At 65.3% G+C, this 22,638-nt stretch carries 25 protein-coding genes; 8 read left to right on the top strand and 17 right to left on the bottom strand.

The window, feature by feature from the left end:
* Nucleotides 1-67: 67 nt before the first annotated feature.
* A complete protein-coding gene (locus ACLMAJ_RS33710) occupies nt 68-1,006 on the bottom strand; it encodes a methionyl-tRNA formyltransferase (RefSeq protein WP_412017937.1) in 939 nt (312 codons plus the stop codon).
* A 62-nt stretch (nt 1,007-1,068) separates the two neighbouring features.
* Nucleotides 1,069-2,355: a SidA/IucD/PvdA family monooxygenase gene (locus tag ACLMAJ_RS33705; protein WP_412017936.1), complete on the bottom strand. Its 1,287-nt coding sequence runs from the start codon at nt 2,353-2,355 to the stop codon at nt 1,069-1,071.
* 140 nt (nt 2,356-2,495) lie between these two features.
* Here ACLMAJ_RS33705 and ACLMAJ_RS33700 point away from each other — a divergent pair, with 140 nt between their 5' ends.
* The gene (locus ACLMAJ_RS33700; RefSeq protein ID WP_412017935.1) at nt 2,496-2,981 is read left to right on the top strand and encodes an MTB12 C-terminal domain-containing protein; all 486 of its coding nucleotides are present in this window, start codon (nt 2,496-2,498) and stop codon (nt 2,979-2,981) included.
* 113 nt (nt 2,982-3,094) lie between these two features.
* Complete coding sequence (locus ACLMAJ_RS33695) at nt 3,095-3,796, top strand: siderophore-interacting protein (RefSeq protein ID WP_412017934.1); 702 nt, start codon at nt 3,095-3,097, stop codon at nt 3,794-3,796.
* A gap of 184 nt (nt 3,797-3,980) precedes the next feature.
* Here ACLMAJ_RS33695 and ACLMAJ_RS33690 read toward each other — a convergent pair whose 3' ends face one another.
* Both ACLMAJ_RS33690 and ACLMAJ_RS33685 read right to left on the bottom strand, forming a co-directional pair.
* Entirely contained in the window at nt 3,981-5,717 is a 1,737-nt protein-coding gene (locus ACLMAJ_RS33690; protein WP_412017933.1) for an ABC transporter ATP-binding protein, read from the bottom strand.
* The gene (locus ACLMAJ_RS33685; protein ID WP_412017932.1) at nt 5,714-7,576 is read right to left on the bottom strand and encodes an ABC transporter ATP-binding protein; all 1,863 of its coding nucleotides are present in this window, start codon (nt 7,574-7,576) and stop codon (nt 5,714-5,716) included. The genes ACLMAJ_RS33690 and ACLMAJ_RS33685 overlap by 4 nt, the downstream gene beginning before the upstream one ends.
* Nucleotides 7,577-7,772: 196 nt before the next feature.
* Here ACLMAJ_RS33685 and ACLMAJ_RS33680 point away from each other — a divergent pair, with 196 nt between their 5' ends.
* The 4 genes from ACLMAJ_RS33680 to ACLMAJ_RS33665 all read left to right on the top strand — a co-directional run bounded on the left by ACLMAJ_RS33680 (nt 7,773) and on the right by ACLMAJ_RS33665 (nt 11,837).
* On the top strand, nt 7,773-8,222 hold the full coding sequence (locus tag ACLMAJ_RS33680) for a TIGR03667 family PPOX class F420-dependent oxidoreductase (RefSeq protein ID WP_412017931.1): 450 nt from the start codon (nt 7,773-7,775) through the stop codon (nt 8,220-8,222).
* Between the two features lie 48 nt (nt 8,223-8,270).
* Nucleotides 8,271-9,200 carry an RluA family pseudouridine synthase gene (locus tag ACLMAJ_RS33675; RefSeq protein WP_412017930.1) on the top strand — a complete coding sequence of 310 codons (930 nt, stop codon included), beginning with the start codon at nt 8,271-8,273 and terminating at the stop codon, nt 9,198-9,200.
* A 61-nt stretch (nt 9,201-9,261) separates the two neighbouring features.
* Nucleotides 9,262-10,005 carry a CPBP family intramembrane glutamic endopeptidase gene (locus tag ACLMAJ_RS33670; protein ID WP_412017929.1) on the top strand — a complete coding sequence of 248 codons (744 nt, stop codon included), beginning with the start codon at nt 9,262-9,264 and terminating at the stop codon, nt 10,003-10,005.
* Nucleotides 10,006-10,157: 152 nt separating this feature from the next.
* Complete coding sequence (locus ACLMAJ_RS33665) at nt 10,158-11,837, top strand: hypothetical protein (RefSeq protein WP_412017928.1); 1,680 nt, start codon at nt 10,158-10,160, stop codon at nt 11,835-11,837.
* Between the two features lie 194 nt (nt 11,838-12,031).
* On the opposite strand, the gene ACLMAJ_RS33660 is transcribed toward ACLMAJ_RS33665, so the two are convergent.
* From ACLMAJ_RS33660 to rpsJ, 13 genes are all read right to left on the bottom strand, one after another.
* On the bottom strand, nt 12,032-14,230 hold the full coding sequence (locus tag ACLMAJ_RS33660) for an MMPL family transporter (RefSeq protein ID WP_412017927.1): 2,199 nt from the start codon (nt 14,228-14,230) through the stop codon (nt 12,032-12,034).
* Between the two features lie 54 nt (nt 14,231-14,284).
* A complete protein-coding gene (locus tag ACLMAJ_RS33655; RefSeq protein ID WP_412017926.1) occupies nt 14,285-14,758 on the bottom strand; it encodes an EXLDI protein in 474 nt (157 codons plus the stop codon).
* A gap of 301 nt (nt 14,759-15,059) precedes the next feature.
* Complete coding sequence (gene rpsQ / locus ACLMAJ_RS33650) at nt 15,060-15,329, bottom strand: 30S ribosomal protein S17 (RefSeq protein ID WP_412017925.1); 270 nt, start codon at nt 15,327-15,329, stop codon at nt 15,060-15,062.
* Nucleotides 15,326-15,565, bottom strand: coding sequence for a 50S ribosomal protein L29 (gene rpmC / locus ACLMAJ_RS33645; protein ID WP_412017924.1), 240 nt, complete (start codon nt 15,563-15,565; stop codon nt 15,326-15,328). Before rpmC ends, rpsQ begins: the two co-directional genes overlap by 4 nt.
* A complete protein-coding gene (gene rplP / locus ACLMAJ_RS33640; protein WP_067519522.1) occupies nt 15,565-15,981 on the bottom strand; it encodes a 50S ribosomal protein L16 in 417 nt (138 codons plus the stop codon). Before rplP ends, rpmC begins: the two co-directional genes overlap by 1 nt.
* 3 nt (nt 15,982-15,984) lie before the next feature.
* Nucleotides 15,985-16,794: a 30S ribosomal protein S3 gene (gene rpsC, locus ACLMAJ_RS33635; RefSeq protein ID WP_328409153.1), complete on the bottom strand. Its 810-nt coding sequence runs from the start codon at nt 16,792-16,794 to the stop codon at nt 15,985-15,987.
* The gene (gene rplV, locus ACLMAJ_RS33630; protein ID WP_328409152.1) at nt 16,795-17,196 is read right to left on the bottom strand and encodes a 50S ribosomal protein L22; all 402 of its coding nucleotides are present in this window, start codon (nt 17,194-17,196) and stop codon (nt 16,795-16,797) included.
* Nucleotides 17,193-17,474, bottom strand: coding sequence for a 30S ribosomal protein S19 (gene rpsS / locus ACLMAJ_RS33625; RefSeq protein ID WP_364903870.1), 282 nt, complete (start codon nt 17,472-17,474; stop codon nt 17,193-17,195). The genes rplV and rpsS overlap by 4 nt, the downstream gene beginning before the upstream one ends.
* A gap of 17 nt (nt 17,475-17,491) precedes the next feature.
* Nucleotides 17,492-18,331: a 50S ribosomal protein L2 gene (gene rplB / locus ACLMAJ_RS33620; RefSeq protein WP_412017923.1), complete on the bottom strand. Its 840-nt coding sequence runs from the start codon at nt 18,329-18,331 to the stop codon at nt 17,492-17,494.
* Between the two features lie 33 nt (nt 18,332-18,364).
* Nucleotides 18,365-18,670: a 50S ribosomal protein L23 gene (rplW, locus tag ACLMAJ_RS33615; RefSeq protein WP_040731336.1), complete on the bottom strand. Its 306-nt coding sequence runs from the start codon at nt 18,668-18,670 to the stop codon at nt 18,365-18,367.
* On the bottom strand, nt 18,667-19,350 hold the full coding sequence (gene rplD / locus ACLMAJ_RS33610; protein ID WP_412017922.1) for a 50S ribosomal protein L4: 684 nt from the start codon (nt 19,348-19,350) through the stop codon (nt 18,667-18,669). Before rplD ends, rplW begins: the two co-directional genes overlap by 4 nt.
* Nucleotides 19,347-20,012, bottom strand: coding sequence for a 50S ribosomal protein L3 (gene rplC / locus ACLMAJ_RS33605; protein WP_412017921.1), 666 nt, complete (start codon nt 20,010-20,012; stop codon nt 19,347-19,349). Before rplC ends, rplD begins: the two co-directional genes overlap by 4 nt.
* Before the next feature lie 14 nt (nt 20,013-20,026).
* A complete protein-coding gene (gene rpsJ / locus ACLMAJ_RS33600; protein ID WP_003938093.1) occupies nt 20,027-20,332 on the bottom strand; it encodes a 30S ribosomal protein S10 in 306 nt (101 codons plus the stop codon).
* Between the two features lie 522 nt (nt 20,333-20,854).
* On the opposite strand from rpsJ, the gene ACLMAJ_RS33595 reads away from it, so the two are divergent.
* On the top strand, nt 20,855-21,331 hold the full coding sequence (locus ACLMAJ_RS33595) for a hotdog fold domain-containing protein (protein ID WP_412017920.1): 477 nt from the start codon (nt 20,855-20,857) through the stop codon (nt 21,329-21,331).
* Nucleotides 21,332-21,426: 95 nt separating this feature from the next.
* Complete coding sequence (locus ACLMAJ_RS33590; RefSeq protein ID WP_412017919.1) at nt 21,427-22,629, top strand: lycopene cyclase family protein; 1,203 nt, start codon at nt 21,427-21,429, stop codon at nt 22,627-22,629.
* Nucleotides 22,630-22,638: the final 9 nt, after the last annotated feature.

The following is a 22,638-nucleotide window of genomic DNA, read 5'->3' as shown; positions in this document are numbered from 1 at the left end:
CGATATTAGCTGAGGCTACCCTAATACGTCCAGCGATCTAGTGCGTCCCGAGGCGATCTACATCACCTCAAACCTGATCGGTGAGATAGCCACCGCGAGCGAAGAATTCGGCCCCCGAGTGCTCGGCACCACTGGCATCGCGCACGCGCGTGATCACCAAGCCGCGCTCGAGTCCCCGATGCGCATCCCGGCCCGCCACCACCACGCCACCACCCTCCTGCACGATGACCCGGCCGGGCGTGCCGCCATAGCGCGCCTCGGAGAGCACCGCATCGAGCACCTCGATCCGTTCGCCGCGGTAGTGGGTGAACGCGCGCGGGTACGGCTCCGAGAGCGCGCGCACGAAGCGTTCGAGATCGATCGCTGACCAGGTCCAGTCGATCCGGCTGTCGCGTTCGGAACGCTTATGAAAGTAGGTGCGCTCGGCTTTACGCTGTGGCCGCCACTGGGCGGTACCGGACTCCAGCGCGCCGAGGGCCTCGCGCAGCGCATCGGGAATCAGCTCCATCCCGCGCAACACCAGTTCGGTGCCGGAGTCGTTGGGGCCGATGGGAATCGAGCGCTGCACGAGGATGTCGCCGGTGTCGAGACCCTCGTCCATTCGATGGATGGTCAGGCCGGTCTCGGATTCGCCGCTGATCAGCGCCCACAGCACCGGAGAGAAGCCGGTGAACTTCGGCAGCAATGAATCGTGCAGGTTCAGGGTGCCGTGCACGGGCAGGTTGTAGAGCTCCGCGGGCATCCAGGTGTACCAGCTGTTCACCACGATGACGTCCGGCTCGGCCCGCTTGACCAGGTCGATGGTCGTCTCGTCGGCCCGCTCGGTGAGATGAACGGGAATGCCGTGCTCGCGGGCGAGCTCCTCGACCGAATCCGACCAGATCCCCTTGTATGAATGCTCACTGGCCGGGTGGGTGACCGAGAGCACCACCTCATGCTCCGATTCGATCAGGGCCCGGAGAGTCTCACGACCCCAGGTCTGGAAACCGAACGACACGATACGCATGAACCGAACCTCACCTATTGACGAATTAAGGGTAGCCTAGCCTGTTTGATTTTCGGCCGAGTTCAGGCCACCCGAGCCGCCGCCGCGCGCCCTGGTCCCGCCATTGAACGGGCCGGAGCGGTCCGCAGCACGCGGTCCGAAAGTTCGCCGAGGCAGCTGAGATTCGGAAATCCTGGCCCCTGCGCCATCGCGGCCATGTTCGGCAGATAGAGCTTCGTGTCCAGACCGGACACCGCGAGGTCGTAGCCGATCGAGGCCTCGATGCGCGACTGGGTCAGCGGACCGCCGACCGCCAGTTCCAGCAGGTCGGCCGCGTTCGAATCGAACAGCTCGAGGAACCACAGCGGCTGCCCGCCGGTGGCGTCGACAACCAGGTCGAAGGCGTGCACCTGGTCCGCGCGCCGCTCGTTGCGCAGCGTCATCGCGACGCCGTCGCCGTGCTCGGCCACCCGCACCACCCGGCCCTGGAGGTGATGTACGCGGTTGTCCCCGATCAGGCTCTCCTGCACCCGCACCGAGAACACGCCGCGGTCGGTCCGCCGGATGACATCACGGCGTTCCTCCATACTCAGCGCGCTCCACTTGACCGGGTCGCTGAAAAGTGAGTTCTCGAAATAACTTTCACCTCGCGTGTAGATGGTCGCCTTGGGGGAGATCACCGAGATGGTGAGCATGTCGTGCCGGACCAGCTCGTCCAGGGCCGAGCCCGCCGTCTCACCGCCGCCGATCACCGCGGCCCGCGAGGACACCGGCAGCCCGCGCTTGCCCGCCAGATCCCAGAACTCGGCGATGCTCAGTACCCGAGGATGCTCGGCCAGCGCCCGGGTACTGCGCCCAGGACCGGTGATCATCAGTGCGTCCGTGTCGATTTCAGTAATCAGACCGTCTGCGTCGGCCACCGAGACCAGCCAGCCGTCCGCCGCCGCGGCCACCGAACGCACCGTTGCGAACACCACGTCGAGGTCGATGGCACGGGCGACCCATTGCAGGTATTTGGCCCAGACATGGTGGTGCGGGCTCGGTCGGCCGCGGTCGACCCATTCGGCGTAGGTGCCGTTCTCGACGAGGAACGAGGTCCAGCTATAGGCCGTCATGGCCGCGTCGATCTCCCGGTTGTGCCCGCGCGACCAGGTGGAGTGATACGGGAAGCCGACGTCCTTTTCCGGACTCGTGCCGAGGCGATGCTGCCCGTCGGTCCAGCCACCACTCGGCAGCCAGTTACCGCCGACCGTGTGCGCCTCGACGACGACGACCCGCGGCGCGGGCAGGCCGAGCTGCCGCAGCACGTGCGCTTTTGCCGCCACCGCAAGGGCTTTCGGTCCAGCTCCGACCACCAGAAGCGTTTCCACCGGTTCTCCTCTACTCGATTTCCCGCGGTGATCTGCCGCACCCAGGCCGCTATCTTCTTTGCATAGGCTTACCTTATATTGCAGGGTAGTGCCAGTGCCCGAGCCTGGGAACCCGCACCGACGAACGAATGGATGAAGAGATGATCAGCACCAGAAAGAAGCCGGTCGCGCGCCTCGCGGCCGCGGCCTTCGCGCTCGCCGCGACCGCGCTTGTCGGCACCTTCGGCACCGTCGCGACCCCGGCCGCAGCCGCGCCGATCGGCACGCCGATGCGCGCCGAGGCTCCCGGAGTCGGCGAGCTGAAGGCCAAGCTGCAGCTGGTTCTGAACACCGGCGCCTCACGCTCGGCCCGTGCCGCCGAGCTCGAAGCGGGCGATGCGGGCATCGGCCTCGTCAACCAGGTCGGCACCGTGATGGCCGCCGCGCCGCCGAGCTTCCGCTGGGATGTGCTCGGCCCGGTCTCGGTGTCGGGCAATCAGCTCACCGCGCAGCTGAAGACCTCCATCGACGGCTACGACCCCTGGTTCTTCGAGATCTCCTGGAAGCAGATCGACGGCACCTGGAAGCTCACCCGTGAGGCCGAGTGCACTGTGGCGAGCGTCGCGATGCTGCCCTGCACGGTGTAACACCCCGCGCCACAACGGCAATGGCCCCCGAATTCGGGGGCCATTGCCATATCCATGTCATGTGTGCCACGCCACATTCAACTCTCGAGTGATCTTAGGCTAACCTTAGTAACATGGGTAGAGGATTCGAAGGCTTGATGCTGAAAGCGTGGCGCGCCGAGGACTATCGGCTGACGGTCACCTCGACCGAATACATCACCGACAAATTCCTACGACTCGGCTTCACCGCGGGGGGCCTGCTCGCCGATCATCCCGTCCACCCCACCCAGTGGGTTCGACTGTGGATCCCCAACGGCGACAAGGAACATCAGCGCGGCTACACCCTCGTGGATCCGGACCCGACCGGCGACACCTTCTCGATCGAGTTCGCCGTGCACCACGGACCCGCCTCGATGTGGGCGCAAAAGGCCGCCGTCGGTGACGAAATCGACGTCTCGGTGCTCGGCTCGGATTTCGAACTGCCCGATCCACTGCCGAGCGAGTTCGTCATCTTCGGCGACACCGCCTCGCTGCCCGCGATCAATTCGCTGCTCGACGCGATCAGCGACGTCCCGGCAAAAGTGTGGCTGGAATGGCAGTACGAATCCGATCCTGCGCTACCCGTCCGCAACAAGCCACATCATCAGGTGACCTGGGTGCAGCGCATCGACGACGGCAGGCTGCTGCGTGAGCAGGCCCAGGAAATCGACTGCGCCGAAAACACTTACGCCTGGGTGGCCTGCGATGGACACACCACGCGCTCGATCGTCAAGACGCTCGAGAGAACGCACGCGCTGCCCAAGACCGCGATCAAGTCACGGGCCTACTGGAAATAAAGCGTGTCTCCCGATCGGTGAGATCGGTACACACCGTCCTCATGACGTGTGCCGCACCACAGCAGAAGCATCCCACCAGGCACCGACAAGAATGGCCCGCTTCTATCCTGCGCAACAAGCATTGGGAGACGCACGCTAGCCGACCGGCCCCGTCGTCACCGAGACGACGGGGCCGGTCGGTCGTTCATACCGGAGCCGGTTCCAGCCGCCAGCCCGATGCGCGGGAGCGTTCGTTCCAGAAGTCGGCATAGCGGCCGTTGTGCGCCAAAAGCTCGGTGTGCGTGCCGCGTTCGACGATGCGGCCGCCGTCGAGGAAGAGGATCTGGTCGGCGTGGGCGATGGTCGCGAGACGGTGCGCGACGACGATCACTGTCTTGTCGCGGGTGAGCTCGTGCACGCCACGCACGACGACCGCCTCGCTGTGCGGGTCGAGCGCGCTTGTCGCCTCGTCGAGCAGGACGATCGGGGCGTCCTCGAGCAGCGCCCTCGCGATCGAAACCCGTTGCCGCTCACCACCGGACAGCGTGGCGCCGCCCTCACCGACCGCGGTGTCGAAGCCGTCGGGGAGCCGGTCGACGATCTCGTCCACGTTCGCCGCCGTCGCGGCGCGGCGCAACTCGGCGTCGGTGGCGTCGGGGCGACCGATCCGAATGTTGTCCGCCACCGACTGATTGAACAGATAGACGTTCTGGAAGACCAGCGAAAGCTGGTTCAGCAATGTCTCCGAGGGCTGCGCACGCACGTCGTGTTCGCCGACCGCGACTCGACCCGAGTCGACATCGTAGAACCTGGCCACCAGCCGCAGTAGCGTCGTTTTGCCCGCACCGCTCGGGCCGACGACGGCTGTCGTGGTACCGGCGGGCACGGAGAACGTCAGGTTGGACACCACCGGCGCACCGGGCAGGTACCCGAATGAGACGTCATCGAAGACGACCGAGGGCGCACCAGGCTCGACCGGCGTATTCGCCTCCGGCAGTAGCGGTTCCGCGAGCAGACCGGTGACACGGTCGGCCGCTGCCGCCGCTGATCGCAACGCGTTGCCGAGCTGTGCGGCCTGGTTGAGCGGTTCGATGAACCGGGAGCTCACCGCGATCAATGCGATCGCCGCGGCCGCCGACACAGCACCGTCGGTCACCCTGCCCACTGCGATGTAGACCAGGACCAGGAAGACCGCCTGAACGAACAGACCGAACACGATCAGACCTGGCACCGTCGCGAACATCAGCCGGGAGATGGCCGAACGCTGTCGCGCAAGTGCGTCGTCGAGGGCCCTATTGCCCGGCCCGACCGCACCGAAGGACCGCAGCACCGGCTGCGCCTGCGCGAATTCGACCACCCGCGAATCGGCTTCGGCCGCCGCCGCGTGCATCCGCTCGTCGGCACCGGAGTACGCCCGGTTCGCCGCGCTGTTGATCAGGAAAAGCACCGGTGCGGCGAGCAACATGGCCACCGAGATCCGCCAGTCGATGAACAGCATTCCGAGCGCGACGCCGAGCGGCACCAGGATGCTGGTGAGCACCTTGGTCAGCAGGTAGGCGATCAATCCCTGGATCTCGCGCACGTTCTCGACGACGATCCGTGACAGCGGTCCCGCGCTGTGCGTCTCGAACCAGCCGAGCGGCAGCGCGTTGAGATGGTCGCCGAGCCTGGTTTGCAGTCCGCGCTGCATGCCGACGCCGATGCGCAGGCCGATCGCGGCCTGTAGATAGCCGAAGACCACCACGGCGGCCACGGCGGCGAGCATCCACAGCGCCCAGAACCACGCCCGGCCGAGATCGTTGTCGAACAACGCCTCCAGTACCGGCACCAACAGGAGATAGGCCGCGGCTTGGCTCAGCGCCTGGGCGATGATGGCGGCGAGCAGCTTCGGTGTCAGATGGGTGAGCTCGCCGGGGACGAGTCCGAGAACCTTGCGAATCATCGTGTCCCCTCGTTGGCAGCGGCATTCTCGACAAGCGCGATAGCGCCGAGCGCCGCCTCGTTGATTTCCCATAGCCGCTGGTAGGTGCCACCCGCGGCGACCAAGCCGCGGTGATCACCCTGCTCGACCAGGGTCCCGTTCTCCAGCACCAGAATTCGATCGACTCCGGTAATGGTGTGCAGGCGATGCGCGATGACGAGCACGGTGCGCCCGGCGACAAGCACGGCAAGCGCATCCTGAACGGCCGCCTCCGATTCCGGGTCGGCGAAGGCGGTCGCCTCGTCGAGCACGAGCACCGGGGTATCGGCCAGTAGTGCCCTTGCTATCGAAAGTCGTTGCGCCTCACCGCCGGACAATGTCGCGTCGACACCGATCTCGGAGTCGTAGCCGCGCGGCAACGCCAGGATGCGGTCGTGGATCTGTGCCGCGCGCGCCGCGCGTTCCATGGTGGCGTCATCGGCATCGGGCCGGGCCAGTCGAAGATTCTCGCGCACCGTGCCGCGTATCAATCGGACGTCCTGGAACACGAATCCCACAGTGCGATACAGCTCGTCGGAGGAGTAGTCGCGGATATCCCTGCCCGCGATGGTGATTCGTCCCGCACCGACGTCGTAGAAGCGGGGCAGTAATTTGGCGAGGGTCGACTTGCCGGATCCGGACGGGCCGACAAGGGCGGTGAGGGTGCCCGGCTCGAGCTCGAGATCGATGCCGCGCAATACCTCATGGTCGGTGCGGTAGCCGAAGGTGACGCCCTCGAAGCGGACCACACCGGCGGGTTTCGGCTCGTCGTCGCTCGACTCCGATGCCCCCGAACTCAATTCGGGTGTCTGTTGCAGTTCGTACAGCCGCACCGCGGCGGCGCCCGCCGCACGCAGCGCCTGAGAGCCGTAGCCGAGACCGAGCAACGAGCTGCCGAGCCCCAGTCCGACCAGCAGGAATGGCAGCACGTCGAGCGGCGCAACCCATTCCAGGCCGACCGCGGCCAGCCCGCCGATAACGACGACCAGCATTACGAAGACCGGAGCGACCACCATGTCGGAGGCCGATTGCACCCGGATGATCGGGGTCTTCAATCGGTCGAGGCTCTTGGCTTGGCCGTTCACCGCCTCCTGGAACACGGTGTGCGCCTTGCCTGCCTGGCCGAACGCGCGGACCACCTGGATGCCGTCGACGAACTCGATGGCGGCGTCCTGGGTGCGGCGCTCCCACCGGTTGTAGACGGCCATCCGGTCGCGGCCGTCCTGATCCATCATCCTGCTGAACAGCACCGCGTAGGCGATCAGCGGGATGAGCAGCACCAGGGTGAGCCGTAGATCCACGGTGACCAGGTAGCCGAGGGTGACCAGCGGGACGGTCAGCGCGCCGACGAATTCCAGTCGCGCGTGCGCAACCAAATAGTGCAGCGCCTCGACATCGTCCTGTAGATACTTCTTCACCTCGCCGGAGGACCGCTCGCCGAACCAGCCGAGCGGGACCCGCGTCAGCTTGGCCGCGAGCAACCTGCGCAGCGTGAGTTGATAGTTCGCATCCACCAGATGCGACCAGGTCAGCGCGGCGGCCTGCATCAGGCCACGCGCGATGAGCACGACAACGGCGATGAGCAGCAGCCGCCACACCCGATCGGTGTCGACCACATCCGCGAGCAGTTCCCCGCACGCCTCGACGATCAGAATGAACGGCGCCACGGTGCACACCGAGGCGATGGCCACGATGATGCTCGCGAGTGTCAGCGTTCGCCGGACCGGCGCGAGGATCTCCTTGCGCGCCGCCGCCTCGTGCTGTTTGCGCTCTTTCCGCACCGCCTGCGGCGCTCGGTTCCCCGTCTCCGCCACCGGTAGTGGCTCGACCTCCACCGTCATATGTCTCGCCTCTCGACCTTCGTGGGGCATCTAGCCGGAATCGGCACCCATCTTCACACAAGAAATGCTCCGAAGATAGGTAAGGCTAAGTTATCAACCTGTCACCGCAGGCCCCCGATGGAAGGCCCTTGCTCGACAAGGACGGCAACCGTGGCCCAGGGGAATCGACAACAGTGCGGCGACGTTGGCCACCGGCATGACCACAACGGAATCCGATCGCTCCGAACCAATCGTCGATACCAGCACCACATTCGGCGCGAAAGTCGCCGCCCGGCTCGACAGCGAACAAACCGTCTGGCTGACCACCGTCGGTGCCAGCGGAACCCCGCAACCGAACCCCGTCTGGTTCCGCTGGGACGGCGAGGAATTTCTCTTCTTCAGCCAGGCGGGCAAGCCCAAGCTGCGCAATATCGCGCGCAACCCCCGGGTCTCGCTGAACCTCAACGCCACCGAAACCGGCGGCGAGGTCGTCATCCTCGCCGGCACCGCGCGGGTCGACGAATCCGGCGCGTCCGCGGAGGAGATCACCGCCTACGTCGAGAAGTACACGGAGGGACTCGTCGATATCTCGATGACCGAGGAAGAGTTCTTCGCCGAGTACTCCGTCGCCGTCCGGGTCCGGCCGGACCGGCTGCGCGGATTCTGACCCATCGCCGTCCCGGTCGATGGGGCGGCCCGACTACTGTTAGGTCCGATGAGAAGGCGGCAGCAGCCGCCGTTGCCCAAGCGGCACGGCCTGGATCCGGCCCGCCTCCGGATGCCGGAGGAGGGCGAGTGGGCGACCGTTCGTGACCATCTGGTCGATCGGCTGCCCCGAGTTCCCGTGGCCAGAATCGACCAACTGCTGCGCGAAGGCGGCATCGTCGATCTCGAGGGGCCGCTCGCACCCGACGCGCCGTTTGTCCCCGGTGGCGCGGTGTGGTTTCACCGCGACCTGCCGGACGAGACAACGGTGCCCTTCGATATCTCCATCGTGCATCGCGACGACGACCTGCTCGTGGTCGACAAACCACACTTCCTCGCGACCATTCCCCGTGGCAGGCACATCCTCCAGACCGCGTTGGTCCGGCTGCGCCGCGAGCTCGACCTGCCCGACCTGGTACCCGCGCATCGGCTCGATCGCGTCACAGCGGGGCTGATTCTGTTCATCGTCGATCCGGCACGGCGCGGGGCGTACCAGACGATGTTCCACAAGCGCACCGTCCGCAAGGAGTATGAGGCGATCGCGCCGTTCGATCCCGAACTGGAGCTGCCGCGCACGGTTCGCAGCCGCATCATCAAGGAAAAGCAGGTGCTCGTCGCGCAAGAAGTGGCCGGTGAGCCCAATGCCGAAACGCGGATCGACCTGCTGGAGCACCGCGACGGGCTCGGCCGCTATCGGCTGCGCCCGCTGACCGGCCGCACCCACCAGCTACGGCTGCATATGAACGGTCTCGGCATCCCGATCCTCGGCGACGATTTCTACCCGGCAATCACGGACAAGCCGGTGGATGATTTCACCAGGCCACTACAGTTGCTCGCCGCGTCGCTCGAGTTCACCGATCCGATCAGCGGTGCCCCGCGCCGCTTCGAAACCACCCGCAGCCTGCAAGCCTGGCACGAGCGGGACAACTGGGGCCGCTAGCGACTTGCGCCGTTGGTCACCATGCCTTCCCAGGGCCAGGTGGATACGTAGACTGGGCGAGATGCTTCAACAGGACCTCGAGGAAGCGGCCCCGCCCCGCCACAAACTGCATGCCTATATCGATGTGGCTGTGGTCGTGGTCGTCCTGGCAGGCACCAATCTGATCGCTCACTTCACCACGGCGTGGGCCAGCATCGTGACCGTCCCGATCGCCGCGGTCGTACTGCTCGCGCTGGTTCGACGTCGCGGACTCGGCTGGTCCGAGCTCGGCCTCTCGCCACGCCACTGGCGCCGTGGCACTGTCTACGCGCTCGGCGCGGTCGGACTTGTGCTCGCCGTCGTCGCGATCGGCGCGATACTGCCGATGACGCGCCCGTTTTTCCTCGCCGACCGCTACGCCACCATTTCTGGTGCACTGGTCGCGTCGATGATCGTGATCCCGCTGCAAACAGTGATCCCCGAGGAACTGGCATTTCGTGGCGTCCTGCACGGCACCCTCGATCGCGTCTACGGCGCGAGAGGTGTTTTCGCCGCGGGGTCGCTGTTGTTCGGAATGTGGCATATCGCCTCCTCACTCGGCCTTACCTCCAGCAACCGAGGACTGAGCGGATTCGTCGGCGGTGGCGTCGCGGGCCAGATCATCGGCATCCTGCTCGCCGTCGTGGCGACCGCCGTCGCGGGCATGGTCTTCACCTGGCTGCGCCGCCGCAGCGGCAGCCTCCTCGCACCGATCGCCCTGCATTGGTCGGTCAACGGTGCCGGCGCCCTCGCCGCCGCCATCGTCTGGCATACGACGCTGAGCTGAATCGCTATATTTCTCGGCATTCTTCGATTCGAGCACTTGTTCGAGCGTCGGCATTGACCTCGCAGAGATGACGGTTTAATCTCACTGCGATCACACATATGTTCGAGCAAGTAGGTCTCACGTTCTGACACCTGCTCCCGGGAAGGCTCGCGATGCGCGACGGACCGTCGACCGATAATTCCGAATTCGCCAGTTCCGAAATTGCCGTATTGGCACAGCAAGTCGCTGCCGCGCGCGGGAAGTTGCCGTTGCAACACGACGCGGCGCTTTTGGCGGTGCTGTCGGATGCGGAGATCGCGGCGGAACGAGAACTCGCGGAATGGGTTCGGACCCAGCGGCGCGGGCAGCGTCGGCGGGCGGTCGAGGACGAGCTCGCGGCGGAGGAGCGCGATCGGCGCACCGCCGCCGCCATCAGGAAGGCCGACGATGCCGACGCGCGCTGGCACCGGCGTGCGCTCGCGGCGCGGCGGCGGGTGTCGAATCAGGATGCGCGCCTTGCTCAGCTGTACCGGCGCGCCGAATGGTCGTCGCGTGCGCTGATCGCGATCGTGGTGCTCGGCATGGTGTGGGCCGGAGTGAACGTGCAGCACAACCTGGTACCGAGCGGTGACATGTCCGACCCGCTGTATTGGTTGAGCTATGGCATCGAGGCGATGATCTCGATCCCGATCATCACCATCATGGTTGCCGCGACGACCGCCGCCCGGTGGGGCCGTGAACTCGCCAGAGGCAAGGTCATCTTCTTCGAGGCCGCGCTGCTCGGCACCACCATCGCACTGAACGCGGGCCCGCATATGGCCTCGGGCGCGCTTGGTCGCGCCGCCGAATACGCCATCGCACCGGTCATGGTCGGCGTCGTGATCTGGCTACACGCTTGGGTATCCGGCCGCTACGCACTGTTGATCGACAGTGCGCCGGTGGTCGAGTCGAACGATCTGCCCAACGTTGCGCCGAGCCACCGAGTCGACACCGCCGCCCCTGTCACCGCCATCCCACGGGAAGAGCCGACGGACCTATTGGAATTGCTCGCGGCACGCGATATCGAGGCGATCATCAATCCGGTGCCCGCGCAGAGTTCGGCCGACATCACCGAACCGAGCGGCCGCAATGGCGCGACACCCGCCGAGCCGTCGATCGGTTATCCGCTGCGCGCGGTCCCGCTCACTCGGCGCAACGGCACAGCGCACGCGGGAACGACCGCCGCTCAATCGAATTCCAAGACCCGGTCGAAGTCCAAAGTCCAATCAAAGCCCAACGCTGGGTCGAACCTCGAGACTCAGCCGAACTCCAACGGGGCCGAGCACCAACCGTCCGCCGATGCTCCCTCCGACAGACACAAACCGGAGTCGCACGAACCCACAGAGCGCGGCGGGAACAACGAGAGCCCGCAGCCACGCGACCACACCGAATCCCGCGCGAACAGCCAACGCCCCTGGACCGAACAGCTGCCCGTCCAAGCCGAACTCCGGAATCAGCAGCCACCCAACGCCATCGATCCCAGCGCGAGCGCCGAGCAGCTGGACAGTGAGCGTCGCAATTCGGTCGATGTGATCAACGAAGCCGTGCAGGCCCTCGCCGCCGACACCATCCTGTCCGAGAGCGACGACATGGTCGCCGAGCTCGACGACGTCGAGGTGTGGGCGGTAGCAAGGGAAATCGCCGAACGCGGCCTCTCCGCGCTCCCGGTCGAGCAGCTCGCCGAAATCCTCATCTTCGCCGACCAATCCTGGACCCCGACCAGTATCGGCAACGAGGTCGGCCTGTCACGCGCCGCAGTCGCCCGCGTACTCGAATCCGCCCGCAAGGTCCGCCGCCCGTACGCCGTCAGCTGAGACGAAGGGGCCGCTCGGCTCGGAACTTGCGAGCTGACCGCCTTTTCGTGCGCGAGTACCTACGCCATTCGGCGGTATTGGACCAACCCAGTTCGACAAGCGGCGACCGTCCTGCATCTGCTTGCATCGCCAACAGGGGAGGCCGTCCGCTCGGATGTTCCGAGCGGACGGCCTTTCGTGCACGACGACTGGCGTCACTCCCTGGTGTTCGACCAACCACCACCAGCCGGAGCCTTTTGGGCTTCGTCGCGACGCGGGGCGTAGTCAACGGCGGACGACCGGCTCGCACCGTTCTGTGTCGCACCACGATCGCCGTGACCCGGCCACCAGGCACGGCGGCCGATCAACGCGGTGACGGCCGGGGTGAAGAACATGGCCATCACGAAGGCGGCGATCCCGATGCCGACCGAGATGGCGAAGCCCATCTGGGAGAGCACGTTGTTGCCCGCCAGCATCATCGACGCGAATGTTCCCGCCAGGATCACACCGGCGGCCGCGACCGTCGGACCGGTATGCCGAAGGGCAAGCGCGGCAGCCTCTTTCGGGTCGCGACCCGCACGGGCCTCCTCGCGCAACCGCGCGACCATCAGGATGTTGTAGTCCGTGCCCAGTGCGACGACGAACAGATACATGATCAGCGGGATCGTGAACATCAGACCGGAATTGCCCTGAATGTTCTGGAACACCAACACGGCGGCACCGAGAGTGGCGGCGAATCCCAGGAACACCGACGCCATCAGATACCACGGCGCCACCAGACTGCGCAGCAGCAATGCGAGCACGATCATGATCAGGACCGCCGCCACCGGGAACACGATCGCGTAGTCGTGGTTCATCGCATCCTGGAAGTCGACGAACACCGAGGTCATCCCGCCAACGGCAGCAGTTGTTCCAGCCGGTGCCGCCGCATGCGCGACATCGCGCAGTGGACCACGGACCGTCTCGAGCGCCGCATCCGATTCGGGCACGGAGTTGAGCGTCACCTGAAATTCGGCGCTCGCCTGGTCATTCGACACTCGGGGCTCCCCCACCTGACCCACTCCTGGTACGCCGACCAGCGCGGCACGATAGGTCGTGAGCTGCTCAGTTGTCAGCTGCCCGCCCGGCGAGTTCAGAAGAACATCCGAGGGTTGGGTAGCGCCCGCAGGCATCCCCTTGAGCAATTCCTTGCTGTAGACCGTGGATTCGGATGCGTCCGACGTCGAGCCCGAACTCAGATCGAAAGTCGGATTGAAGCCGAACGCCACCACACCCAGCGCGACAAGCACACCACCCGATGCGACCGCGAACGCACCGGGCCGCCGACCGAGTGCGGCACCGACCGCAGCGAAGCGAGCGCTCTTCGGCTCCACCTTCCATGCCTTGGACGGCCAGAACACCTTCGTGCCGAGCAGCGAAACAACGGCGGGCACCAGGGTGAGTCCGGCCAGCAGTGCCACGGCGACCGCGATCGCCAATGCCGGACCGAGCGCACGGAACATGCCGAGGCTGGACAGGGTCAGCGCCATGAACGCGATGATCACCGCGGCCGCCGCCGAGGTGATGGCCTCGCCGACCTTGGTGACGGCGCTGACCATGGCGGTCTTCGGGTCTTCGCCCGCACGCAGCCGCTCCCGGTAGCGGAACATCAGGAACAGGATGTAGTCGGTGCCGACGCCGAACAGCACGACCAGGAGGATCGCGGTCACCGACGTGTCCATCTCGAGGTCGAAAGCCTTGCTGACCATGGCAATCAGTCCATTGACGGTGCTGGAGATCGCGCCGATGACAACGATGGGGAGCAGCGCGATCACCGGGCTGCGGAAGATGATCAGCAAGAGCACCAGGATCAACACGATCGTGGCAACGCCGATGATCGCCATGCCCTTCTCGCTGGACTCGGTCTGGTCCAGCATCTGCGCCGCCTGACCGGTGATACCCGCTTTCAGGTCAGTGCCTTCCACCTGCTTTTTCAGGTCGTCGCGCAGCTCCTTGACGGCATCGCTCTGCGTCTTGTCCGACGGGTTGGTGACCTTGGTCATCTGTACCGCGATGATCTGGATCAACCGGTTCTCCGAGGGCGGAACAACCTGCATCCCGGTGACACCATTGATATTTGTTTCAGTGAGTTTCGCTGCGGCCGAGGCGATTTCGGTTGAATCACCCTCGGTCAACGGTGCGTTGTCGGCCCGTTCGAAGACGATGATCGCCGCGGGCGCCGCGCTCTGCGGAAATGCTTTCTGCTGCAATTCCATCGCCTGGATCGACTCGTAATGCGATGGCAGGAACGCCGATTGATCGGTGGTCGAGGTGAGTTTCGGCGCCGAGAGCACCACCGCGATCGCGATGAGCAGCCAGGCGCCGATCACCTTCCACGGGTTGTGGACGACAACGCGCCCCAGTCGAGCGAACATGGGAGAGAATGCCTTTCGTAATAGGAAGAGCCAGGCGAGGAACGAATTCCAGGCTCAGGCGTTGATGTCCTCGGTGTACGGTTTGCCCGCGGCGTCGGCAAGTGCGCGATAGATCCGCTCGGGCACCCGGTCGCGCAACTCCTCGACCGAATCCAGCACGTCTACGGTGTAGTCACCCCAGCCGAAATCGTCGGTGCCGAGCGTGGTACGCCAGTTCTTCCAGTCCTTGATCAGGTTCGTCATCTCGCTGAGGTCTGCCCACTCCGACCGCCGCACTTGCACCACGAACTTGCCCTTGCGACTCACCCAAACCCGAACGGTCTGGATGCCGACCTTGGTGAACTGCCGCGATTCACCGATGGCCCTGCCGAAGAACCGCTGCCTGCGAACTCCGCCCGGGCCGACCTTCACAAGTACCTCGTGAAACTCCCCCGAAGCGCCCTTGCTCATGTCGATGCCGGTTTCCGCCGGACGCTCGGCGCTTGAAGCACTCTCGTCGCTGATCAGCTCGCGTTCATCGGTGGACATGGTTCCTCAATTCATCAATGGATGCGCAAATATGCATCGAAGCACTGGCCACGGCCCCCGTCGGCCCGCCGCTGGTTGATCTACCGCTTTCCCCGACGATGCCGACCCAGTTGCCGACTACATCGCGTCGGGACTCACTATAAGTAGATGTATACGTATAACGCAAGTCCTAACATGAACTTCCGCTGTCGTCGGACGGATATACGCGACTCCGGACAAACGACGAAGGCCCGCCTCCCAAAAGGGAAGCGGGCCTTCGACTTTGTGAACTCAGTTTTTCGAGATGAGGCTGACCTTACGGTTACTTGGCCTTCTCGAGGACCTCGACCAGACGCCAGCGCTTGGTGGCCGACAGCGGACGGGTCTCCATCAGCTGAACGTGATCGCCGACAGCGGCGGTCTCGTTCTCGTCATGCGCCTTCACCTTGGAGGTGGTGCGAATGATCTTGCCGTAGAGCTTGTGCCGGTGACGGTCTTCCAGCTCGACGACAATCGTCTTGTTCATCTTGTCCGACACAACGTAGCCACTACGTACCTTGCGGCTGTTGCGCTCTTCCGTGTTCTCACTCATGCCGCATCTCCCTTGCCAGCGGGTGCCGTGGCCAGGCCGAGCTCGCGCTCACGCATGACCGTGTAGACGCGCGCGATCTCGTGACGAACGACGCGCAGCCGACGGTTGTTGTCGAGCTGACCCGTCGCCATCTGGAAGCGCAGGTTGAACAGCTCTTCCTTCGACTCACGCAGGCGGGCGACAAGCTCCTCTTCAGTGAGCTCGCGGAGCTCTGCGGCCGGTGTTCCGGTAGCCATCAGAACTGCTCCTCCCTCGTGACGATCCTGCACTTCATCGGGAGCTTGTGCATCGCGCGGCGCAGGGCCTCGCGAGCGGTCTCCTCGTTGGGGTAACTCATTTCGAACATCACGCGACCGGGCTTGACGTTCGCGATCCACCACTCCGGCGAACCCTTACCGGAACCCATGCGGGTCTCGGCAGGCTTCTTGGTGAGTGGGCGATCCGGGTAGATGTTGATCCAGATCTTGCCGCCACGCTTGATGTGGCGGGTCATCGCGATACGAGCCGACTCGATCTGCCGGTTGGTGACGTAGGCGGGCTCGAGAGCCTGGATGCCGTATTCACCGAACGCGACCGAGGTGCCGCCCTTTGCCATTCCGGAACGACCCGGGTGATGCTGCTTCCGGTGCTTGACCTTCCGAGGCATCAACATGCGTCAGCCCTCCTGCTTTTCTGCCGGAGCGTCCGCAACCGCAGTGGCGGTGGCTGCACGCCCGGCCTCAGTGCTGGTCGCGGTGGTGCCGGCGGAACCGGAACGACGCGGGCGGCTCGGCCGCTCACGACGCTCGCGGCGGTCACCGGCTGCGGGCGCGGCCGAAGCCGTGACCTCACGCTTGCCACCGACGATGTCGCCCTTGTAGATCCAGACCTTCACACCGATGCGACCGAAGGTGGTCTTGGCCTCGTACAGGCCGTAGTCGATGTCCGCACGCAGCGTGTGCAGCGGAACCCGACCCTCACGGTAGAACTCCGAGCGCGACATTTCGGCGCCACCGAGGCGGCCCGAGCACTGCACACGGATGCCCTTGACGTTCGGCGAACGCATGGCCGACTGGATGGCCTTGCGCATCGCACGACGGAACGCCACACGGTTGGACAGCTGCTCGGCCACACCCTGGGCAACGAGCTGCGCATCCGACTCGGCGTTCTTCACCTCGAGGATGTTCAGCTGCACCTGCTTCTTGGTGAGCTTCTCCAGCTCCGCACGGATGCGGTCGGCCTCGGCGCCGCGGCGACCGATGACGATGCCTGGACGCGCGGTGTGGATGTCGACGCGAACCCGGTCACGGGTGCGCTCGATCTCCACCTTCGAGATACCTGCCCGCTCCATGCCAGTGGCGAGGAGCTTGCGGATCTGGACGTCTTCCTTCACGTATTCCGCGTACTGCTTGTCCGCGTACCAACGCGACTTCCAGTCGGTGGTAATGCCGAGGCGGAAGCCATGGGGGTTAATTTTCTGTCCCATTTACTTTGCCCCTCCCTTCCGGCGGTTACGAGTGGATCCACCGGCGGTGGGAACGCTCTCGACCTCGATGGTGATGTGGCTGGTGCGCTTCCGGATCCGGAAGGCCCGACCCTGTGCACGCGGCTGGAACCGCTTCATGGTCGCGCCCTCGTCGACGAAAGCCGTCGAGATAACGAGCGTGGCCGGGTTGAGGCCGAGGTTGTTCTCGGCATTCGCCGCGGCACTCGCCACGACCTTGGCAACCGGCTCGCTCGCGGCTTGCGGCGCGAACTTCAGGATCGCCAGTGCGTCCTCGACTCGCTTGCCGCGGACCAGGTCCACAACGCGACGAGCCTTCATCGGGGTCACGCGAACGTGCTTAGCGGTCGCGCGAGCCGTCGGATTCTGAGTCTCAGTGGTCATCGCCGCTTGCTCTTCCGGTCGTCCTTGACGTGGCTCCTGAACGTGCGCGTCGGCGCAAACTCACCGAGCTTGTGCCCGACCATGTTGTCCGATACGAACACCGGGACATGCTTGCGACCGTCGTGGACGGCGAAAGTGTGGCCGATGAAATCGGGGATGATCGTGGAGCGACGCGACCAGGTCTTGATGACCTGCTTCGTGCCCTTCTCGTTCTGAACGTCCACCTTCGCGAGGAGGTGATCGTCGACGAACGGGCCCTTCTTAAGACTGCGTGGCATCTTCTACTCCCTCCTGGTTATCGCTTGTTCTTGCCGGTGCGGCGGCGGCGGACGATGAGCTTGTCGCTCGGACGGTTGGGCTTGCGGGTGCGGCCTTCCGGCTGTCCCCACGGGCTGACCGGGTGGCGACCACCGGAGGTCTTACCCTCACCACCACCGTGTGGGTGGTCGACCGGGTTCATGACGACACCACGGACGGTTGGGCGGCGACCCTTCCAGCGCATACGGCCGGCCTTGCCCCAGTTGATGTTCGACTGCTCGGCGTTGCCGACCTCGCCGACCGATGCGCGGCAGCGCACGTCGACGCGACGGATTTCACCGGAGGGCATACGCAGCGTGGCGTAGGGGCCTTCCTTACCGAGCAGCTGGATGCTGGCACCGGCCGAGCGAGCCATCTTGGCGCCGCCGCCCGGACGCAGTTCCACGTTGTGAATCGTGGTACCGGTCGGGATGTTGCGCAACGGCAGGTTGTTACCCGGCTTGATGTCGGCGGTGGGGCCGGACTCGATCGGGGTGCCCTGCGCGATGCCCTTCGGCGCCAGGATGTAGCGCTTCTCGCCGTCCGCGTAGTGCAGCAGCGCGATGTTGGCGGTCCGGTTCGGGTCGTACTCGATGTGAGCGACCTTCGCCGGCACGCCGTCCTTGTCCAGTCGACGGAAGTCGATCAGACGGTAGGCGCGCTTGTGGCCGCCACCGCGGTGCCGAGTGGTGATGCGACCGTGCGCATTACGACCACCCTTGCTGTGCAGCGGGCGAATCAGCGACTTCTCAGGGGTCGACCGAGTGATTTCGGCGAAGTCCGAGACGGACGAGCCACGGCGACCGGGTGTTGTCGGCTTGTATTTACGGATTGCCATGAGTTCTTCTCTTCTTTCTGGAGTCCCAGGCGCTTACGCGACCGGGCCTCCGAAGATCTCGATGGGCTTGCTGTCGGCCGAGATGGTCACGAGCGCGCGCTTGGTGTTCTTGCGCTTGCCGTAACCGAAGCGGGTCCGCTTGCGCTTGCCCTGACGGTTGGCGGTGTTGACGCTCGTGACCGTGACACCGAAGACCTTCTCGACGGCAATCTTGATCTGCGTCTTGTTGGAGTCCGGGTGCACGATGAAGGTGTAGGTGCCTTCCTCGATAAGTCCGTAGGACTTCTCCGAGATGACCGGCGCCAGCAGGATGTCGCGGGGGTCGGCGATGGTGGTCACTTGCTCTCCTCCTGTGCATCCTGTTCGGCTTCGGCCGGGCCATGCACGAAGGCATTCAAGGCCTCGACGCTGAACACCACTTCGTCACTTTCCAGCACGTCGTAGGTGTTGAGCTGATCCGGCGCGATCGGGTGCACGAACTCCAGGTTTTGCACACTCTTCCAAGCCGCGAGATCCTCACGTCCGAGGACGAGGAGGAACTTCTTGCGGTCCGAGATCTCCGCGAGGAAGCTCTTGGCCACCTTGGTCGACGGGGCCTGCCCGGTAACCAGCTCGGTGATCACGTGGATGCGCTCGTTACGCGCCCGGTCCGAAAGTGCGCCACGCAGTGCTGCGCGGATCATCTTCTTGGGGGTGCGCTGGCTGTAGTCGCGCGGCTGCGGGCCGTGCACGACGCCACCACCGACGAACTGAGGCGCGCGGGTCGAGCCCTGACGGGCGCGGCCGGTGCCCTTCTGCCGGTACGGCTTCTTGCCACCGCCGCGGACTTCACCGCGGGTCTTGGTGGAGTGCGTGCCCTGACGGGCCGCGGCAAGCTGCGCGACGACGACCTGGTGCATCAGCGAGATGTTGGCGGTCGCGTCGAAGATCTCCGCGGGGAGCTCGACGGTGCCATTTGTCTTGCCGCCCAGTTCTTTCACCGGCAGCGTGAGGTTGGCCTTCTTTTCGAGGCTGGTCATGCGTGTGCACCACCCTTCACGGCGCTCTTGACGACGACAACGTTGCCGCGACGACCCGGGATCGCTCCCTTGATCAGCAGCAGGCCGTTCTCGGCGTCCACCTTGTGAACCGAAAGGTTCTGCGTGGTGACGCGGTCATTGCCCATCCGGCCCGACATCCGCATGCCCTTGAACACGCGACCAGGGGTCGCGCAACCACCGATGGAGCCAGGGCGGCGGTGCACGGCCTGCGCGCCGTGCGAGGCGCCCTGACCGGCGAAGCCGTGACGCTTCATGGTGCCCGCGAAGCCCTTGCCCTTGCTGGTGCCGGTCACGTCCACGTACGCGCCCTCTTCGAACACCTCGGCAGTCAGCTCCTGGCCGACCTCGAAGGTGGAAGCATCCGCAACGCGGATTTCGGCGACGTGGCGACGCGGGGTGACACCGGCCTTGGCGAACTGACCGGAGACCGGCTTGTTCACCTTGCGCGGGTCGATGGCGCCGAAGGCGACCTGGACGGCGCTGTAGCCGTCCCGCTCCACGGTGCGAATCTGGGTGATGACGTTCGGTCCGGCCTTGATGACGGTCACGGGAACGACGCGGTTCTTGTCGTCGAACACCTGGGTCATACCGAGCTTGGTGCCCAGGATGCCGGCCGCTGGCCTGTTCTTGTTATCAGTCATGTCTCGAGTCCCCGTCACTGAATGTTGACGTCGACGCTGGCCGGCAGGTCGATGCGCATAAGCGCGTCAACCGTCTTCGGCGTCGGGTCGAGGATGTCGATCAGTCGCTTGTGCGTACGCATCTCGAAGTGCTCGCGCGAGTCCTTGTACTTGTGCGGCGAACGGATGACGCAGTACACGTTCTTCTCGGTCGGCAACGGCACCGGCCCGACGACACGGGCCCCGGTGCGGGTCACCGTTTCCACGATCTTGCGCGCTGACGCGTCGATCGCTTCGTGGTCGTAGGCCTTGAGCCTGATGCGGATCTTCTGTCCCGCCACGCTAAGTGTCCTTTTCTCCGCTTTTCCTTCGTGATCCGGAAGCTGGCTTCCGTACCACCCTCAATTTGCACAGCCCGAACACACGAAGACGTCCCGCAAGAGAACACGACCGAGCCACGCCCGGTCCTCGCCGCTGTTCATCTGTCATGGTTCTCCGGTCCACGCGGTCGGGCGTGTCGCCCATCCGCTCATTCTTCTGCCCAGGAATCGAAATTCGCCTCAGGCTTCGGAACAGTGTCCCGGACGTACCCACGCTGGAAGCCAGCGAGGTACACGATTGGGTACTACACGCCTTGCCACCCGCCACAACCCGTAGAGCAGGGATGGCCCGGTGCAAGGCAACCCGAACAGTATGCCCGATGCCCCCTTCGACTTCAAATCCACCCCCCGCTCGACGGCTTCGCCCGCCCCCAACGCAGGTCAGAGCCAGGATCCCGGGCGCGCCCCCGCGGCAATCGCGCCACCAAAACGGCAGCTCGGCACGCTACCGCGATAGAACTTACTTATGAGTAAGATGTGGGTATGACGAAAGAGACCGCCACCTACCGCGGCTGGAAGAAACTACCCGACAACCGGCTGGGCCACGCCCTGTTCTCCCTCGGCATGGTCGCAAGGGTGCCGTACTTCGGCACAGTGCTGCCGAGCGTGGTGCGGCTGGAGCCGGGCCTGTGCGAGGTGACCTCGCCGAAGTGGTTCGGCATCCACAACCACCTCGGCACCTACCACGCCATCGCGGCGTGCAACCTGGCCGAGGTGGCGATGGGAATGCTGAGCGAGGCGACGGTGCCGGGCACCCACCGCTGGATCCCGAAGGCGATGAACGTGCAGTATCTGGCCAAGGCCGAGACCGGCTTGCGCGCGGTCGCGAAGCTCCCCGAACTCCCGGACTTCGCCACGATCACCGAGGGGCAGGACCTGATCGTGCCCGTGTCGATCTACGACAAGAACGGCCTCGAGGTCGTACACGCCGACATCACCACCTGGATCACCCCGAAGTAGCAGGTGCGGCCGGCGGTGGCGGCCGCCTCGAAAAAGTACGGTGACCGGTGTCGCAGACAGTTGCATCGGCGTGGTCCCGGGGTTTGAATGCCGGTATGAGTGTCAGCGCGGTCCAGGAAGTCGATCTCTGCGTTGTCGGGCTCGGCCCGACCGGCCGCGCACTGGCACACCGGGCGATGTTGGCCGGACTGCGGGTCACCGCGGTCGATCCGCGGCCCGACCGGCTGTGGATGCCCACCTACTCCTGCTGGGTCGATGAACTGCCGGACTGGCTGCCCCCGAGCGCGATTGCCACCAGGATCGCCGCGCCGACCGTATGGACCAGCACCGAGCATCGCATCGAACGCCCCTACTGCGTGTTGTCCAAAACCGGACTGCGCGACGCACTGCCGCTCGACGACGCCACCGTGATCGCGGCACGAGCCACCAGGCTCGACGCACATGAGGTCGAGCTCGCCGACGGCACAATCCTCAGGGCAGCAACGGTTTTCGACACGCGTGGGCTGCCCGCGCTCGGGCGGCGCCGGGCCGCGAGCGCGCACGGCATCTTCGTCGACGCCGAGACCGCGGCGCCGATGGTCGCCGAAGGCGAAGGGCTGCTGCTGGATTGGCGGCCGGAGAACGGCGCGAGCCCCGACGAGCCGCCGTCGTTCCTCTATGCCGTCCCGCTCGGCGACGGCACCGTGATCTTCGAGGAAACCAGCCTCGGCCTGCGCGGCGGTATGCCACAGCATGAATTGCGCAAGCGCACGCTGAACCGGCTTGCCGCGCACGGCATCACGCTCACCGGCACCGAGCCGAACGAGGCCGCGCATTACCCGCTCGATCAGCGGCCGCCGCCGAAAAAGGGTACGGCGCAAGCGATCCCGTTCGGTTCCCGTGGCGGCATGATGCACCCGTGCACCGGTTACAGCGTCGCCGACTCCCTTGCCCTCGTCGACACCGCGATAGCCGCACTCCAGCAGGGCCGCGACCCCATCGCCGCGCTATGGCCGTGGCAGGCCCGCCTGACCTACTGGATGCGCACGCGCGGACTATTCGGCCTCGGCCGCCTGAGCACCGAACAGTCCATCTCCATGTTCGACGCCTTCTTCACCGCGGCACCACGCGGCCAACGCGCGCTGCTCTCGGCGCACGCCGACTACACCGCGCTCGGCGCCGTCCTGTTCAACACCGTCGCGCACACCTGGCCCTTCCACTGGCGCTACGACCTGGTGGGGTGGACCCATCGAAACCGCTGGGTCGAGTACCCATTCACCGAGTCGCCGCGAGGTGCAGAACGGCATGTGCGCCGCTAGCGACTGCTT

This window comes from Nocardia arseniciresistens, from assembly GCF_046764875.1.
Taxonomy (GTDB): Bacteria; Actinomycetota; Actinomycetes; order Mycobacteriales; family Mycobacteriaceae; genus Nocardia; species Nocardia arseniciresistens.
The sequence above is the reverse complement of the archived record's forward strand: the minus strand, read 5'-3'. Positions and strand labels throughout refer to the sequence as shown.